This window comes from Methanolobus zinderi (genome assembly GCF_013388255.1).
Classification (GTDB): Archaea; Halobacteriota; Methanosarcinia; order Methanosarcinales; family Methanosarcinaceae; genus Methanolobus; species Methanolobus zinderi.
In genome coordinates this window covers 1,352,432-1,367,348 of record NZ_CP058215.1, presented here as the reverse complement: position 1 = coordinate 1,367,348, position 14,917 = coordinate 1,352,432, and the positions used below count along the sequence as shown (strand labels likewise).

Genomic DNA, 14,917 nt, shown 5'->3' with positions numbered 1-14,917 from the left:
GAATAAACGATTCTTTCATATATGTATCACACAACAGACAGACCCGATCCACAAATACCTGACAAATCGTTTTTACATACTAAACAGTTCTACGATGTACTTATAGCCCACCACTATTTACCAACCCGATATTTACACTATATAGGATGTAACTTTACAATAATAAATGCTATTGTTAATGAGCCATAATTTTGTATTTATTTAAAAGCAATAGATATTTATTCGTTTATTCCAGATTTAAATTACATGAAGCATAAATTACTCTATCGTGCATCAACACTGGTTTTAGGTTTAAGTTTGGGAGTAATAGGTGTTCACGGTTTGCTCACACAGGGTTTTAGCATCAGTTTAGCATTATTTGCTCTTGCTGGTGTGGGTTATCTGCTTCACGCCGGTTATTTCACATTGCATTCTGATGCATCCGAAGTAAAAACAGAGAGTTTATGGGTCATTGTCATTGCCGCTGTGCTGGGACTTTCAGGAGTAATATTGCTTCTTCTTGAACTTTGATGCTCTTTTACATTTTACTCTCATATTGACAATGAAAAGTGAGGGTTAAAATCAGCAGATTTATATTGAAGAGAACTACTATCTTAAGTGGGGAGATATATTTGACATCAGTTAAAGGTGTAAAGTTCTGCGAGTCTGCAGTGGATGTGAACAGGTGGATTAGTGAAAATACTGATAAAAAGGTTATAGATGTAAAATTTTCCAGTGCGTATGATTCCCGCTATGAGGAAATACGTTACTCCTGCCTGATCCTGTACAAAAATAAATAATTCACTCTTATTTTCTCTATTATGGAACTGATATCAATATGAAAAACTCCAGTTGCTTCGTTCTTTCCATATTCCTGATCGTAATCATTTCACTTGTAACTTTAATGGGTTCCGGGTGTCTTGATTCACAGGATCAAACGGAACTTCCTGAAGCCGGTAATCTCTCATCAGATTCCGGCAACAGTAGTGAACAGCCTGTTGCCGTAGTGTTAGCCGAAGAGCTTGAAGTTCCCTGGAGTCTTGATTTCTTACCTGATGGCAGTATTATTTTTACAGAAAGACCCGGAAATGTTCGCCTGATAGATGCAGGACAGGGTCTATCTGAAGAACCTTTGCTAAGCATAGATGAAGTAAGTGCTACAGGAGAAGGTGGACTGCTTGGGATAGCGGTCCATCCTGATTATGAAAATAACAGCTTCATCTATCTGTATTATACCTACAGTGAAGAAGGAGCTCTGTCTAATAAAGTGGTCAGGTATACGCATCGGAGCAACGAGCTAACAGAGGATCAGCTTATTATTGATGGCATACCTGCAAGCGGAATACACAACGGAGGCAGAATCAAGTTCGGACCTGATGGTATGCTCTACATCACAACAGGAGATGCTGGACAGTCCTCCCTTGCCCAGGACCCGGATTCCCTTGCCGGAAAGATATTGAGACTGAATGATAATGGGGATGTACCGGAAGATAATCCCTTCGGGAATTCTCCTGTCTACACCCTTGGACATCGAAATCCCCAGGGACTTGCATGGGATGAGCAGGGAAGACTGTGGGCCACAGAACATGGTTCCAGTGCCCATGACGAACTGAACCTGATAGGAGCCGGGAATAACTACGGATGGCCGCAGATTATAGGAGATGAGACTGCAGAAGACATGGTATCACCTGTAATCCATAGTGGTGAAGATACCTGGGCTCCCTCGGGTGCTGCCTATCTAAACGGTTCTGTATTTTTTGCCGGCCTCAGGGGAGAGAGTCTGTATGAGGCTTCCATTGATCAAGATGCAGAAGCCGTATCTGTCGGTCTGCAGAGCCATTTTACCGGAGAATTCGGCAGGTTAAGAGATGTTGTGGCAGGACCTGAAGGAAACCTCTATCTGCTTACAAGCAACCGTGACGGAAGAGGAGATCCTGTCAGTACTGATGATAGAATAATACGGATCAATGTCAGTAAATTGTAAGATCGATTGTGTTTCCTCTCAATCATTTAGAATGATTCTGGCTTCACCGATCACTGGAACCACCAGTACTTCTACCGGATGATCGACCGCCTGTGGAATCCCTATCATAGTAACCCGGGAAAAAGGCTTCAGGGGCTTTGATACCATGTTCTGAAAAGGCCTTCCAGCTTCGTCGGGTTATATCAGACCTGAACTTGAACTCGTATCTGAGATCGTTTACATATGCTTTTACACGTACCCTGAGATGAGACGGGAACTCGTTCAACAGTACTGTTATCCGGTGATCCTCATCAAGTAAAATGTACTTGGATGTAAAGGCAGCTTCTTCTGCTATCCTCATGGCAAGGTATGCATCGGACTTAGGGTCCATGAACATGTCAGTAACGATCATCATCTCGGCACTTCCGTAGTTGCCACTGGCCACACTTTCCGTAAATATGAGACTATTGGGGGCGGAAACCATATTGTCGTCAGGTGTCTGGAGTACGGTTGACCTGAGACCAATATCAACCACCTCTCCGTAATAATCTCCCATCTCAATCTGGTCGCCTACATGATAGGGGTGTTCCAGTATGATCACTATGCCTCCCACAAGATCCGAGAACAGGTCCTTAAGTCCAAAACCGATGATCGCACCGGCAACAGCACTAAAAGCCACCAGCTGACTGGTTGAAATAGCCAGTATAGAAGAAGCTATGAGGTACAGAACAAGCACATATACTGTAATCTTGATGATCGGTGAGATCATACGTATCTGTACCCTGTATTTATCAAATCTTTCAGACAGGCGCAGGATAAAGAAGATCATTATCCTTACAAACACATAAGAGAACACCAACAGAAAAATGATCTGCAGAATGACTTCAATGTTGAATAGAGAAAGCAGTGTTTCAGCAGCATTGGATGACGGGTTTGCCATCAGAGCAACCTCCTGTTTCTGGCCAGAGATCCGATGTGGTGCATTGCTTCAGGTCTTATAGAGCAAATCCCGTCTTTGATCCTTATTATTTTGTGCTCAAGCAGTAATGATAATGATCTCGTAATGTCTATTTCATCGCCTATAGTGGATCCGAGTCTTTTTTTGGATATATTACCCATTGAAAGTATCAAAAATCCAATAAACAAGGTATCATATTCGAGTTTTACCTCATAAGAAGGAGAATATATATCAGTTACTCTGATAGTGGAACCCTGCAGGCTCTTCTCCCATATTATTTTCGACAGCAGTATGTTCCCTGAGGAGTTCTCCTTTATTTTAGTAAATGCCACTTCATCCGGTGTTGCCTTCTTTTTAAAACTGAGTTTCTCTTTTAACAGATTATAATGAAAATTCGGATAAGGTATATTGATCTTCTTATCCATCCGCTTTAAATTCAGGGTATAGCTCTTAAATTCAAGAACATGTTCTATGCCGTTTTTCTCTCCTGACTCAAACAGAATGTCTCCTGATATGTATGGAGCCAGAAGGACAGATCTTATTTGTTCCACTTCAAATTCCGGAAGTTCTATCCGGCAGGGAAAGTGTTTTTCGATATGATGTGTCTTATTCAGGTAGTTCCATGAGAATATGTTCCAGCTCGTGATGAAGATCTTTTCAGTACTTTCCCCGATGAAATCCAGAAGGTCTTTAAGTTCTTCAAAACCGTCCACTTTTCTGTCATATAACAGGTGACAATCATCAATGAAAAGAATGTTCTCCCGGATACCCTTTAAATGCTCTTTCAGGTAGCTGATATCATCTGAATGTGAAATACTGATTCTTGCGGCCCTGCCTCTGAATCTGGCATATATGTGATTTAAGAAAGTTGTTTTACCTGCAAAGGGCTCGGAAAATATAGCTATATTAACCGGCTCGATGCCAGATTTACGGATAGCATCCACTACTTTTTCAGTCTCTTCAGTATACCCCGCTACGAAGTCCCCGGGCATTTTGTATACACCTATCCCACTAAACCCTTTTACTTTATTGGTGAATGAACATAAGTAATCATCTGTCACATGTATTCATTAGTAACATTTCCTGCTGAAAAGTGAGATTTTTTCTGAAATAAATATTGAATTAGTGTCTACAATCACAAAATGAATTTCAATATCTGCAAAATAAATCTCTGGCTAATAGATTCAATTAGAATTAGATTAAGTAGTGTAACACCATAGTATGACTGGATTTAGGGGGTAAGTGTTCGTGAGGATTATTTTACGAACCCTTAGCAGAGAGATATCACAGCTGATTATACTTACAAGTATCCGGATCTTTGAATAATCGTCCGGGACTGAAACGTGGTTTTGTATATGCCTGTAATTTCCATAGTTATGCCTTCAATGAATGAAGAAAAAACTATCAGGACCTGTATAGAAAAATCAAAGAAAATATTTGGTCACTACGGAGTCGAGGGTGAGGTTATAGTTGTTGACAACTCAAGTGACTCCACCGCAGAAATTGCCCGGTCAATGGGATCAAGGGTCATTGAATCGGTGACAGGCTACGGTAATGCCTACATAACCGGTCTTGCGAACGCACAGGGGGACTATATAGCAATAGCTGATGCAGATAACACATATGACCTCGAGGAGTTGCCACGCTTTCTGGATTACCTGATGAAAGGGGAAGCCGATTTTGTTATAGGTACAAGGCTTAAAGGCGATATTCAGGAAGGATCTATGCCCTGGCTCCATCAGTATATAGGTAATCCGTTTCTTACCTGGCTGCTGGACAGGCTCTTTACTATGAATATATCGGATGCACATTGCGGGATGAGGGCCTTCACAAGAGACGCACTTGACAGGCTTGCCCTCAAGGCCCGGGGCATGGAATTTGCTTCAGAGATGGTAATCGAAGCAGCCTATAAGGGACTGAGGATAAAAGAGGTTCCAATCACATATTACAGAAGGGATGCACCCTCAAAACTGAGATCTTTTCATGATGGCTGGCGACACGTTCGTTTCATGATGCTTTACCGTCCCGTTCCTTTCCTTTTTGTACCGGGTGCCATTGTCATGCTGATCGGCACGCTGATGACAACCGCACTGCTGCTCAGGGGTTCGGTTATCAGCCTTGGTTTGCATTCATTCATACTTGGCAGTATGCTGCTGATCATAGGAGCGCAGATCCTTTCCACTGGCAGTTATGTGAAGACATACGGGTCCATTCACGGCCTGTATGAAAAAAAGAATGATAATAACAAACTCCTGTCGTATCGTTCATTGGAGAGGGAGTTGCTGCTTGGTTCCGTTATTCTCGTGGCAGGTATATCTTTCGGGCTGTATATCGTATACCAGTGGATATCTGCAGGTTATGGCACTATTTCCGAGATACAGTATGCTATTATCTCAATGGTATTCGTTGCCGTAGGTATCCAGGTGATCTTCGGTGCTATTTTCACAAGTATGATGCTCCTTGATACGGATGCGGAAGAATGATCCGTACAGGAATAGCTGGAATTAAGTGATGATGAATGAAGATCGCCTTTGTCTATGATGCCGTGTACCCCTGGGTGAAGGGGGGTGCTGAAAAACGGATCTATGAGCTTGGCAGACGTCTGGTCTGTGAAGGTGATGAGGTCCATCTCTTTGGGGTCAAGTGGTGGAAGGGAGAGAATGTGATCGAAAACGAAGGTATGGTATTACATGGTGTTTGTAAGGCAAGGGATCTTTATAACGGTGACAAGAGATCCATCCGGGAAGCACTTGTATTTGCAGTGAGTCTGTATCCGCATCTGAAAAGTGAGAGTTTTGACCTTATTGATGTGAGTGTGTTCCCGTATTTTTCATGCTTTACGGTAAAGGCTGTATCCGGACTTAGAAAAACAAAAACCCCTGTACGCTATACATGGCATGAGGTATGGGATGATTACTGGTATGATTATATGGGAAGAGCTGGCTTTTTCGGCAAAGTGGTTGAAAGAGTTGTTTCAAAAATAGCTGATAACAATATCGCTGTTTCGAAACTTACAGAAAAGAGACTTGAAGATCTGGGCGTGCCGGAGACAGATGTTTGTGTCATACCGAATGGTATCGACATAAGCAGTATTGCAGAGCCAGATAAAAGGGCAGAATTTACTCCACATGACCCTGAAAAAAAGAGATACGATATTGTATTTGCAGGAAGGCTCATCCGTGAGAAAAATGTGGATATGCTCATCAGGGCGGCATCCCTGCTTAAAAGGGATATTCCGGATATCAGATGTTGCATAATAGGCGAAGGTCCCCGGAAGGAGGAGCTAACGGATCTGGCATTTAGACTGGATCTAAGTGACAACGTAGAATTCACGGATTTTCTTGATTATGGCTCATTAATAGAAAAACTGAGAGTTTCAAAGATATTCATTCTTCCGTCAAGTCGGGAAGGTTTTGGCATAAGTGTCATAGAAGCCCATGCATGCGGACTTCCGGTAATCACTGTAAAAGCAGAGTATAATGCCTCTCAATACCTGGTAAGTGACGGAATTGACGGCTTTGTTGTAAAACCGGATGAGAAGGAGATGGCTGAAAAGACTAAAAAACTACTTATCGGGGATAACTACAGGAATTTTTCAGATGCAGCAAGAAAAAAGGCTGAAAACTATGATTGGGATATAGTGCTCCGGCAATTCAGGGAAAATATAACTTCCTGAGCATGATCTGAAAATATGAAAAAGTTACATCTTATGAAAAAAGATGTGGCAGGTAGAACCTTGTTCTGTTGTTTTCCGAAAATGTTTTGAACCTGTGATGTATCAGGTCGAGGAAAAAATGGAACAGTATCCCCAGACCCAGCCATCTGTAGCGGGTAAATACAATGGCCAGGGAGACAATGGAAAGAGCTAACCAATTCCGATGGATTATATGTGTCCCGAAGGAGTTTCTGGACGGATCGTTTACAGGAAAGGTCAGCAGGTGATCGAGATCTATCAGGTTTGCATAGACAAAGAAACGTGTATCCCTGATTCCAAGGTTTTTAAGAATACTGATGGACATGGACAGAAATATATGATGCAAAAGATCCAAACATTTCACCAATGAACTATTGGATTCTGCCGGCATAAATATTCATGACATTTTAGTGAACATTTAATGACAAATTCCTGTGAAGATTATTTTATAAATTCTGATTTCACACCAATTCCCTGTAAACCTTGCAGGTTTTATCGGCCATATTCTCTATGGAGAAGACATCTTCCACTGATTTTCTTCCCTGCATACCCATTCTGCTTCTGAGTTCATGGTCCTCGAGTGAAATTATACGCTCGGCAAGCTCGCTGGCATTTTCCGGGGTAATGACAAAACCTGTCTGCCCGTCCTCGATCACTTCGGGGATGCCTCCTGCGTTACAACCGATGACAGGTTTTCCCCATGCCATTGCCTCAATATATATCTGGCCAAATGACTCATAGATCGAGGGTGCAATGAAAATATCGCAGTTCCTGTAATGCTCCTGCAGTTTTTCCGAGCTTACAAAGTCAGTGAAAGAAATGAATTTATGATACTTTTTATCAGTGTTCTTCAACAGATACTTCCTGAAAGAGCCACCATCCGGAGCCATGTCTGTGTCCCTTCCTACGATTGTGAATCTGGCATCGGGTATTTTTTCCACTACCTCCGGAATGGCTTTGAACAGGGTGTGGATTCCCTTTCTTTTTTCCAGCCTGCCGACGTAGAGTATATTTAGTTCATCACCGTTAGATTCGTTTTTGAGCAATCCTCTGTCAGGAGCTTCTATGCCAAGGGGCCCGTAGTCTATTTTACCATTTCCAACTCCGTGGTGCTCGCTTATGAGTGCGCCGATATTGTTACTGATGGCAATAAGTCTGTCAGCCCGTCGGAGGGTTTCGCCTTCAAGCCAGTTTGCAAGACGCAGGTCCTTTGTACTGTCCATTTCCTGTATTTCCATGAATTTACATAATGGAGTCACCAATCTGATTACAAGAGGCACCGGGGATATCAAGGCAGGTACGAAACCCTGTGCATCCCATAAAGGTGCTTCTGCAATCTGTACACCAAACCTGTTTTTAAGTTCCATGAGTTTCAGTGCTGCAGCATAGCTGAAAGCGATATTCTTTTTCGAAACTGGCATATCATCCGTAAGGTCCAAGTTAAGATATTTTACAGGATATGGCTTTATTTTATGCACATTGACATTGCCGTCCATATAACTGTGATTACGGCCATTATCTGAGAGTGCGATAACATGCACTTCATGACCCATTTCCGTAAATCCACGGGCAAGATTGCGGGTATGGAAACAATTCCCACCACCACAGTCCCTGGAATATTCCTGGCTGATATATGCGATATTAAGTTTATCGGAAACAGGATCAGTTGGTTTACTATCCTGCCTGACATGATATACGGATGCATTCTCAAGTGCTTCTCTTATCTCGAACATTTCCGCCGGAATCTCACTTATATAATCACGACCTTGCTCCTCCTTTGCAGAAGCAAAATTGAAGTTCAGGCCGTCCCTGTAACCCTTCAGAGTGCCTCCAAGTATTTTTTTGTAAATACCCATGAGCTCCCCGAAGGACATCTGTCTGGCAAAGTAATCATCTTTAAAATGACTGAGCCACCAGTAACATGAATATGCAGGACGTGCTGAATAGGAAAGTGGCTCGTTGCCAAAATTCTTCATCGTATAATAGATCACATTCTTCACTATCTCGGACCAGTTCTGATCATAGGGAGACCTGCGGTTATGCCCTTCCACCATATAGTGCACGACAATGGCAGCCCTCTGATAGACTATTCTGTAACCTGCTTTTGTTATTCTCACACAGAGCTCACTTTCGTCGTGATAGTAGCGAAAATAGGGATCAAAACCTCCAACCTCCAGTAACGCGGACCTGCGGAACGAACAATTGGTTCCCATGAGTATGGTAAACTCACCTTTTTTTGCAACAGCTTCAGGCTCCCTGATGGGCTCGGGTATTCCGCATTTACCTATGATACCGTTGTCAAAATGATAGTGAGTTCTTTTAGGGCCGTAAACAAGACCACCCACACCACCTATATCAGAATCTGTATAACCGACAGCCAGCCTCTCCAGCCATTTTGCATCGGCTACGGCATCGTCGTCAATGAAGGCAACTATCTCACCTTTTGCAGCACGGATTCCCAGATTCCGTGCAAAGGAGAGGCCATCTAGTTCCTTCTGCAGGATTACCTTTATGCCGGGATATTTTTTCAGGACCCTGGCCGTTCCGTCGGTGGAAGGACCGTTCACAACGATTATCTCGTAATCCGCAAAGGATTGCCTTTGCAGTGAAAGCAGGCATACATCAAGATATTCTGCCCTGTTATAGGTGCAGACCACAACCGATATTTCAGGGCTGTCCTTCATTCAGACCTCCGAAGATACCGGCTTTGATAGATCTGAGTTTTCCTGAGAGTTTGCAATCGTTTCAATAATCCGGTTTATCTTCTCCCTTACATGGGCCCTGTCAAAGTCCTCCAGGCGTCGGTCCTGCTTTGTTATTATTCTTTGTTTAAACTTCTGATCCTGTAGCAGGACATTGATCAGCTCTGCTATTTTTACGTAATTCTTTTCAGCCACAAGCAGACCTGAATCGCCCAGTGTATAGGGAACACCTGTTGCCCTGTAGGCTACTATTGGAACATGGAAATGCATGGCTTCAAGTAAAGGTACACAGAATCCCTCATGTTCGCTCATGCACAGGAAGACATCGGCATTCCGGTAATGTTCCGCCAGTTCTTCATCCTTTACCTTTCCTGTAAAAATTATCGAATCTTCTATTTCGAGTCCTTTAATAAGGTTCTCAAGATGAGAGACATAAGCCTTTATGTGTGTACTTCCGACGAGATAGAGTCTTGAATTTGTGTTTATGTATCTGTTATAGCAGTAGAATGATTTTATGATATCCTCATAACATTTATTGGGTGCAACTCGCCCTACGAACAGAAAGTTCACAACACCGTTATCCTCTGCTGAATCCACTTTCAACTTTTTTCCCGCAGAATTGAACTTCCCGAAATCAGAGAATATCGGAAGAACCCCGGTATTCCTGAAACCAAAATTCACAAGATCCTGCCGGTTAAATTCCGAAACGCCCAGCGCCAGTTCAAAATCATCTGTCAGACCCTTAACCTCTTTCAGACCATCCGAACACTGAAGTGCACTAAGCTTATCGTACTTAAAATAGAACTCAGGCGGAGTGATGTTATGATACATCAGGATCTTTCTGTCAGGCAGGTCTTTCACAAAGTCGGTAATCTCACCACCTGCAAGGGGAAAATGATAGAACAGGATATTGGACTCATCGCCTTTGTACTTGTTCAGGGGTTTGGCGTGATCCGATACCTCCGGATCGATCCATTTGGAGTATATCTGGGATTTATATCCCATGCTTCTGAATGTATCCCTGAGGGCAATGACATTGTTACTTACAGCGTCCCCGTATATCAAAGCCGGAGCAACCTGATTAATTTCCATCGAAATCACTCACTTTTTGGCTATCACACAGTAGTCACGAAAACCGAAAAGAAGATTGTTCAGCCTGTCTGTATTGGAATTGAATACATCAACCAGTTCTTCACACCCGTTGCCAGATCTTTTCTCGGATGACATCTCACCGGTTTCGATTCTCCTGAGTTTGATATTTTCAGCAACAGGCTGATAGTACCGTTCCCTTATCTCCCGGAAACCACATGAGCGAAGCATGAATGTAAGGACATCCGGATGAACATGGGACCTGTGTGTCGGGTCCATGTAAAAGAGATTTGTTGACACCAGCATACTCCTGATATTGGGTGTGCTTATAACAATGTGGGATTCGTACTGCATCCTTTCATAGCACAACCCCAGTATCTCCAGTAGCTGTTCACTTGAAAGGTGTTCAACAAGCTGGCTTATGAAAACACCGTCAAGAGACTTTAGTTCAAGTGACTTTAGATGAGAGATCGCATCATCACGTACAACATCGAGACCAAGCCTCTCACAAAGCATCACATAGTCCTCGTTGAGGTCTATACCATAACCCCCGATCCCGGCTTCCTTCAGTACTTTGAGGAATGTACCTGTGCCACAGCCAATATCGAGTACATTTTTGCTGTCTTTGAAAAGTACCTTTGAATCCTCGAAAACATTGGGTTCGTTAACACACGGACCTCCCCCTTTTATCCATGCTTTGCCCATCTCTTCACTGAAAAGAAAATAGTTCATAGGAGCCTGACTTTTTACAGTATCAGCGCGGTTCTCATCGCCTGATAAAGAAATATTCCCTGTTTCTAGCTCAGATTCTCCAACTGCTTCACCACTAATAACAGTCAAATCCTTTTTTGAATATTTATCAGAATGGTCCTGAAGGATATCTGTAAGCATTTTCGACATTTTGTCGAACTTTGTTTTTAACGTGGTCAGCTCCGACCTCAGAGTTTCATTCTCTGATTCAAGGTCCGAACATTTCTGATAGATAGCGGTGTTAAAGTCAGCCACATGTTCGTTAAACTCTGACTGCAGGTAGTTCACAGGTTCAACATATCGCTTTACCTCGCCGTGAACCATTTCCCTGCCTTTAACGAGTAGTTTTCCGGTTATAGGACGATGTGAAGTAATGGAATAGGTATCATTCCTGACATCCCAGTTGTTGAGTATATATTCAAGATCAAGCTGAGGATCAAGTTCTCCGTTGCCGGAATAGTAAACTGCGGACAAACTGTTCAGTTTTGAGATCTCTTCCTCATCATATTTCCCGTTCTCTTTTCTCTTTGTTATATTCTCATGTATCCTCTGCATGAGCTCTTCGACATCTATTTCATCATCACGTATATCAAGGAAACTGCTCATGCAATCATATATGAAACCATGTAAAATTTATATCGATAGGTAACAGGCATATGGAATATTCATCCGAAACAAATATCATATGAACTGATCACCGATTTTGCACATATAAACAGACCCAAGTACCTTCACAATCCCCAGGTGCAGGGAATATGGAAAAGTCCCGAATCCCTGCATGTGGGATAGACATCGAAACGGTATAGTTTGTCATGCCAGTCGTATATCTTACCTTCATGTGAGTGAACAGCTACGGTCAGCTGGAACCTGCCTGTGAGCATTGGGATCTTTTCAATCCTGAGGTCTATACGGCCCTCTCCTTCCACATGGTCTATTATTATTTCCTTAATCTCGGTATTGGTACCAAAAAGATGCTCTCCTTTCTCTGAATAGAGCTGTATGCCGAAAACAGGATCATTGACCTTTTCAAGGGCATTGAAGTGTATTCGTATATCCATGGGATCAAATGAATTAAAACGGCTACTTTTGTTACCGAATTTATCGTACATTTCCACATCTGTGATCTCTACTTTCCGGTTACCCCACCTCTTATCACTCCCGGAGTTCTGCAGGCTGTCAGAATTACCGGAAGCCGAATCTTCTTCGTTCCTGCTATACATGTAGCTGTCAATGACTTCCTGGGTGTTCCCGAGAGTCATCTGCTCTCCTTTGTGCAGAAGCAGGGTCCGGTCACAGAAACGCCTGACAGATCCCAGGTCGTGTGACACGAAAACGATAGTCACACCTTCATTCCGATACTGGTTCAGCACATCGATGCACTTCTGCTGGAAATCCATATCACCAACAGCCAAAACCTCATCCATGAGAAGTATCTCGGGGTTGGTCTGGATTGCGGTGGAGAAGGCAAGTCTTACCTGCATACCCGATGAAAAGTTCTTCAGTTTTGTGTCCCGGAACTTTTCAAGACCTGCGAAACTGATTATATCATCCAGCTTTGATTCGATCTCCCTTTTTGATATGCCCATGATAGTTGCATATGTCCGTATGTTCTCCGCGGCTGTGAAATCCTGCTGGAAACCCACACCAAGTTCCAGGAAAGGAGTAATTCTTCCGTTTACCTTAACATGCCCGTCTGTCGGGCGGAGAATATGAGCGATCGTTTTCAACAGAGTACTCTTTCCGCTTCCGTTCTCTCCTATTATGCCAAGAGCCTCACCTTTGTCCACAGTGAAGTTTATATTGTTCAGTGCGTGAAAGGTCTCATAGCCGGAAGGTTTCATAAAACCGGTCAGTGTCTCGAACACTGTATTCCTTTTCTCATGCGGGATGCGGAATACCTTATGGAGATTACTGACTTCTATTACCGTCATCAGATCTCCTCCGCAAAACCGGGCTCCAGTTTCATGAACACTACATAACCGAGTACAAGGAAAAAGAATGCAGACGCAGCAATATATATCATATTCTCGGTACTTGCGGGTGTTGAATAGATGATGGTATCACGTGCAGATATGATTATTCTTGCCATGGGATTGAGCAGGGCTATGGTTTTGAGATTCTCGGGAAACATGTCGAGAGTATAGAGAATGGGAGTACCGAAGAATGCGGCCTGCATGAACACATCCCATATGAACTGCATGTCCCTGAAATAGACATTAAGGGCGGACAATCCCATGGATGCACCAAGTGAGAATACAAAGAGCATTACCAGTATAAACGGAACGTAGACCAGGTTTGAGGATATTGGCACCCGGAATATCATCATGAAGATCACGAACACAACCGATTCGAACAGGCTCATGAGAAGGGCGGTAACGCATGATGATATCACAAAGATGTCCCTTGGAAAATAGATCTTCTTCACCATACCGGGTTTTCCGACTATCGAGAACATACCGATACTGGTGGATCTGCTGAAAAAGTTCCAGAGTATGATACCAAGCAACAGGAATAACTGGTAATATTCTACCTGTACCCTCATCAGGTTGGAGAATACAAGGTACAATACAGTAAGCATCAGGAGTGGTTCAAGCAGGGACCAGAAATACCCCAGAATGGAGTTCTTGTAACGCAGTTTGAATTCTCCCACAGACAGGTTCCATATAAGGTGCCTGTATTGATACAATTCTCTAATATGTTCGATTGCCATCATTTATCACGTTTCTGACCTTCTTTTCAAAAAGATCTATATCAAACGTTTTCGCCCGTGCAATACAGGCATCCCTGAAAGCCACGGGATTGTTGGAGACAAATTTTACACCCGCAATAACACCTTCAGGACCAGCATCTACCAGTATGCCGGTCTCCCCGTCCACAACGGTTTCCCTGAAACCTCCCTCGTTTACCGCAACCACAGGTTTTCCGCATGCCATGGCTTCCACAGGTGTCATTCCAAAATCCTCGTCAAGTGCCGTACAGATAAGACCCCTGCATTCGGAATACAGTTCAAGCAATTTCTCCTCTGAAACCTCTCCCAGTAAAGTCACATTCGGAGGGAGGTCATGGATTATTCTTCTTGCGTAGGATTCTGCATGGTCCCCCTTTGAGTAACCTCCGACGATCAGCAGTTTTTCCTCCGGCATCTTCCTGAAGGCGTCTATCTGCATCTCCACCCTTTTTTCCGGGTAAAGACGATTTACAGAAAGCCAGAAATCACCGGATTGTCCGCTTTTGAATCGTGACAGATCTGTCGGAGGATGGATCACTTCTGCCTCCCTGCCAAAATATCTGGTGATCCTTGAGCGTGTGTTCTCGGAGTTTGTGACTATCCTGTCCACATGGGAAAGATAGTGTTCTGAAAACCTTTTGTGGGATTTAGCCCAGAGCATGAAGGGTATTGTAGTAAAAGCCGACTGTCTTTCAAGGAAGGTATCGTATAGGTCGTAGAAAGCCCGTGTGGGTGTGTGGCAGTAATAGAGGTTGGGTTTATGCTTTCCGGCAGCAAAATAGGCCCAGTTGCCTGAGAAGATAAAATAATCGTAATCCTCTGAAAAGTCACAGGTGGCAAACAAATAGGATGCATGGATCTGTTTAAGAGGAGGCGTCATATGTGTACCGCCAAGGCTGATCATGTTTGATGGGTCGAATCCCATCTTTTCCACGGATGCCGGATCCATGTCAGTTGATATCACATCCGCATTCAGCCTCTCGGCAAGCATCAGCACCAGCTTTTCCCCGCCCCCTATAGCACCGAAATAATCGTGAAAAATCGCGATTCTCAT

The 14,917-nt window shown here is 43.3% G+C and carries 13 protein-coding genes; 4 read left to right on the top strand and 9 right to left on the bottom strand.

All coding sequences use genetic code 11. The features are described 5' to 3' along the window. The first annotated feature begins 246 nt into the window (after nucleotides 1–246). Both HWN40_RS06705 and HWN40_RS06700 read left to right on the top strand, forming a co-directional pair. Entirely contained in the window at nucleotides 247–510 is a 264-nt protein-coding gene (locus HWN40_RS06705; RefSeq protein WP_176965013.1) for a hypothetical protein, read from the top strand. 307 nt (nucleotides 511–817) lie between these two features. Further along, a complete protein-coding gene (locus HWN40_RS06700) occupies nucleotides 818–1,963 on the top strand; it encodes a PQQ-dependent sugar dehydrogenase (RefSeq protein WP_176965012.1) in 1,146 nt (381 codons plus the stop codon). A gap of 43 nt (nucleotides 1,964–2,006) precedes the next feature. On the opposite strand, the gene HWN40_RS06695 is transcribed toward HWN40_RS06700, so the two are convergent. Both HWN40_RS06695 and HWN40_RS06690 read right to left on the bottom strand, forming a co-directional pair. Beyond that, nucleotides 2,007–2,882: a mechanosensitive ion channel family protein gene (locus HWN40_RS06695; RefSeq protein WP_176965011.1), complete on the bottom strand. Its 876-nt coding sequence runs from the start codon at nucleotides 2,880–2,882 to the stop codon at nucleotides 2,007–2,009. Continuing rightward, nucleotides 2,882–3,892, bottom strand: coding sequence for a hypothetical protein (locus tag HWN40_RS06690; protein ID WP_176965010.1), 1,011 nt, complete (start codon nucleotides 3,890–3,892; stop codon nucleotides 2,882–2,884). Before HWN40_RS06690 ends, HWN40_RS06695 begins: the two co-directional genes overlap by 1 nt. A 363-nt stretch (nucleotides 3,893–4,255) precedes the next feature. Between HWN40_RS06690 and HWN40_RS06685 the strand changes: the two genes are divergently transcribed. Then, nucleotides 4,256–5,383: a glycosyltransferase family 2 protein gene (locus tag HWN40_RS06685; RefSeq protein ID WP_176965009.1), complete on the top strand. Its 1,128-nt coding sequence runs from the start codon at nucleotides 4,256–4,258 to the stop codon at nucleotides 5,381–5,383. Between the two features lie 35 nt (nucleotides 5,384–5,418). After that, nucleotides 5,419–6,576 (top strand): glycosyltransferase family 4 protein, encoded by a 1,158-nt coding sequence (locus HWN40_RS06680; protein WP_176965008.1) that lies wholly within the window; start codon nucleotides 5,419–5,421, stop codon nucleotides 6,574–6,576. 31 nt (nucleotides 6,577–6,607) lie between these two features. Here the strand turns inward: HWN40_RS06680 and HWN40_RS06675 are convergent, their stop codons facing one another. From HWN40_RS06675 to HWN40_RS06645, 7 genes are all read right to left on the bottom strand, one after another. Continuing rightward, entirely contained in the window at nucleotides 6,608–6,919 is a 312-nt protein-coding gene (locus HWN40_RS06675; RefSeq protein WP_176965007.1) for a DUF6122 family protein, read from the bottom strand. A 136-nt stretch (nucleotides 6,920–7,055) separates the two neighbouring features. After that, nucleotides 7,056–9,278 carry a glycosyltransferase gene (locus HWN40_RS06670; protein ID WP_176965006.1) on the bottom strand — a complete coding sequence of 741 codons (2,223 nt, stop codon included), beginning with the start codon at nucleotides 9,276–9,278 and terminating at the stop codon, nucleotides 7,056–7,058. Beyond that, nucleotides 9,279–10,388, bottom strand: coding sequence for a glycosyltransferase family 4 protein (locus tag HWN40_RS06665; protein WP_176965005.1), 1,110 nt, complete (start codon nucleotides 10,386–10,388; stop codon nucleotides 9,279–9,281). A 9-nt stretch (nucleotides 10,389–10,397) separates the two neighbouring features. Then, on the bottom strand, nucleotides 10,398–11,741 hold the full coding sequence (locus tag HWN40_RS06660) for a class I SAM-dependent methyltransferase (protein WP_176965004.1): 1,344 nt from the start codon (nucleotides 11,739–11,741) through the stop codon (nucleotides 10,398–10,400). Nucleotides 11,742–11,866: 125 nt separating this feature from the next. After that, nucleotides 11,867–13,066 (bottom strand): ABC transporter ATP-binding protein, encoded by a 1,200-nt coding sequence (locus HWN40_RS06655; protein WP_176965003.1) that lies wholly within the window; start codon nucleotides 13,064–13,066, stop codon nucleotides 11,867–11,869. After that, nucleotides 13,066–13,845, bottom strand: coding sequence for an ABC transporter permease (locus HWN40_RS06650; protein WP_281361434.1), 780 nt, complete (start codon nucleotides 13,843–13,845; stop codon nucleotides 13,066–13,068). The genes HWN40_RS06655 and HWN40_RS06650 overlap by 1 nt, the downstream gene beginning before the upstream one ends. Next, nucleotides 13,826–14,917, bottom strand: coding sequence for a glycosyltransferase (locus HWN40_RS06645; RefSeq protein ID WP_176965001.1), 1,092 nt, complete (start codon nucleotides 14,915–14,917; stop codon nucleotides 13,826–13,828). The genes HWN40_RS06650 and HWN40_RS06645 overlap by 20 nt, the downstream gene beginning before the upstream one ends.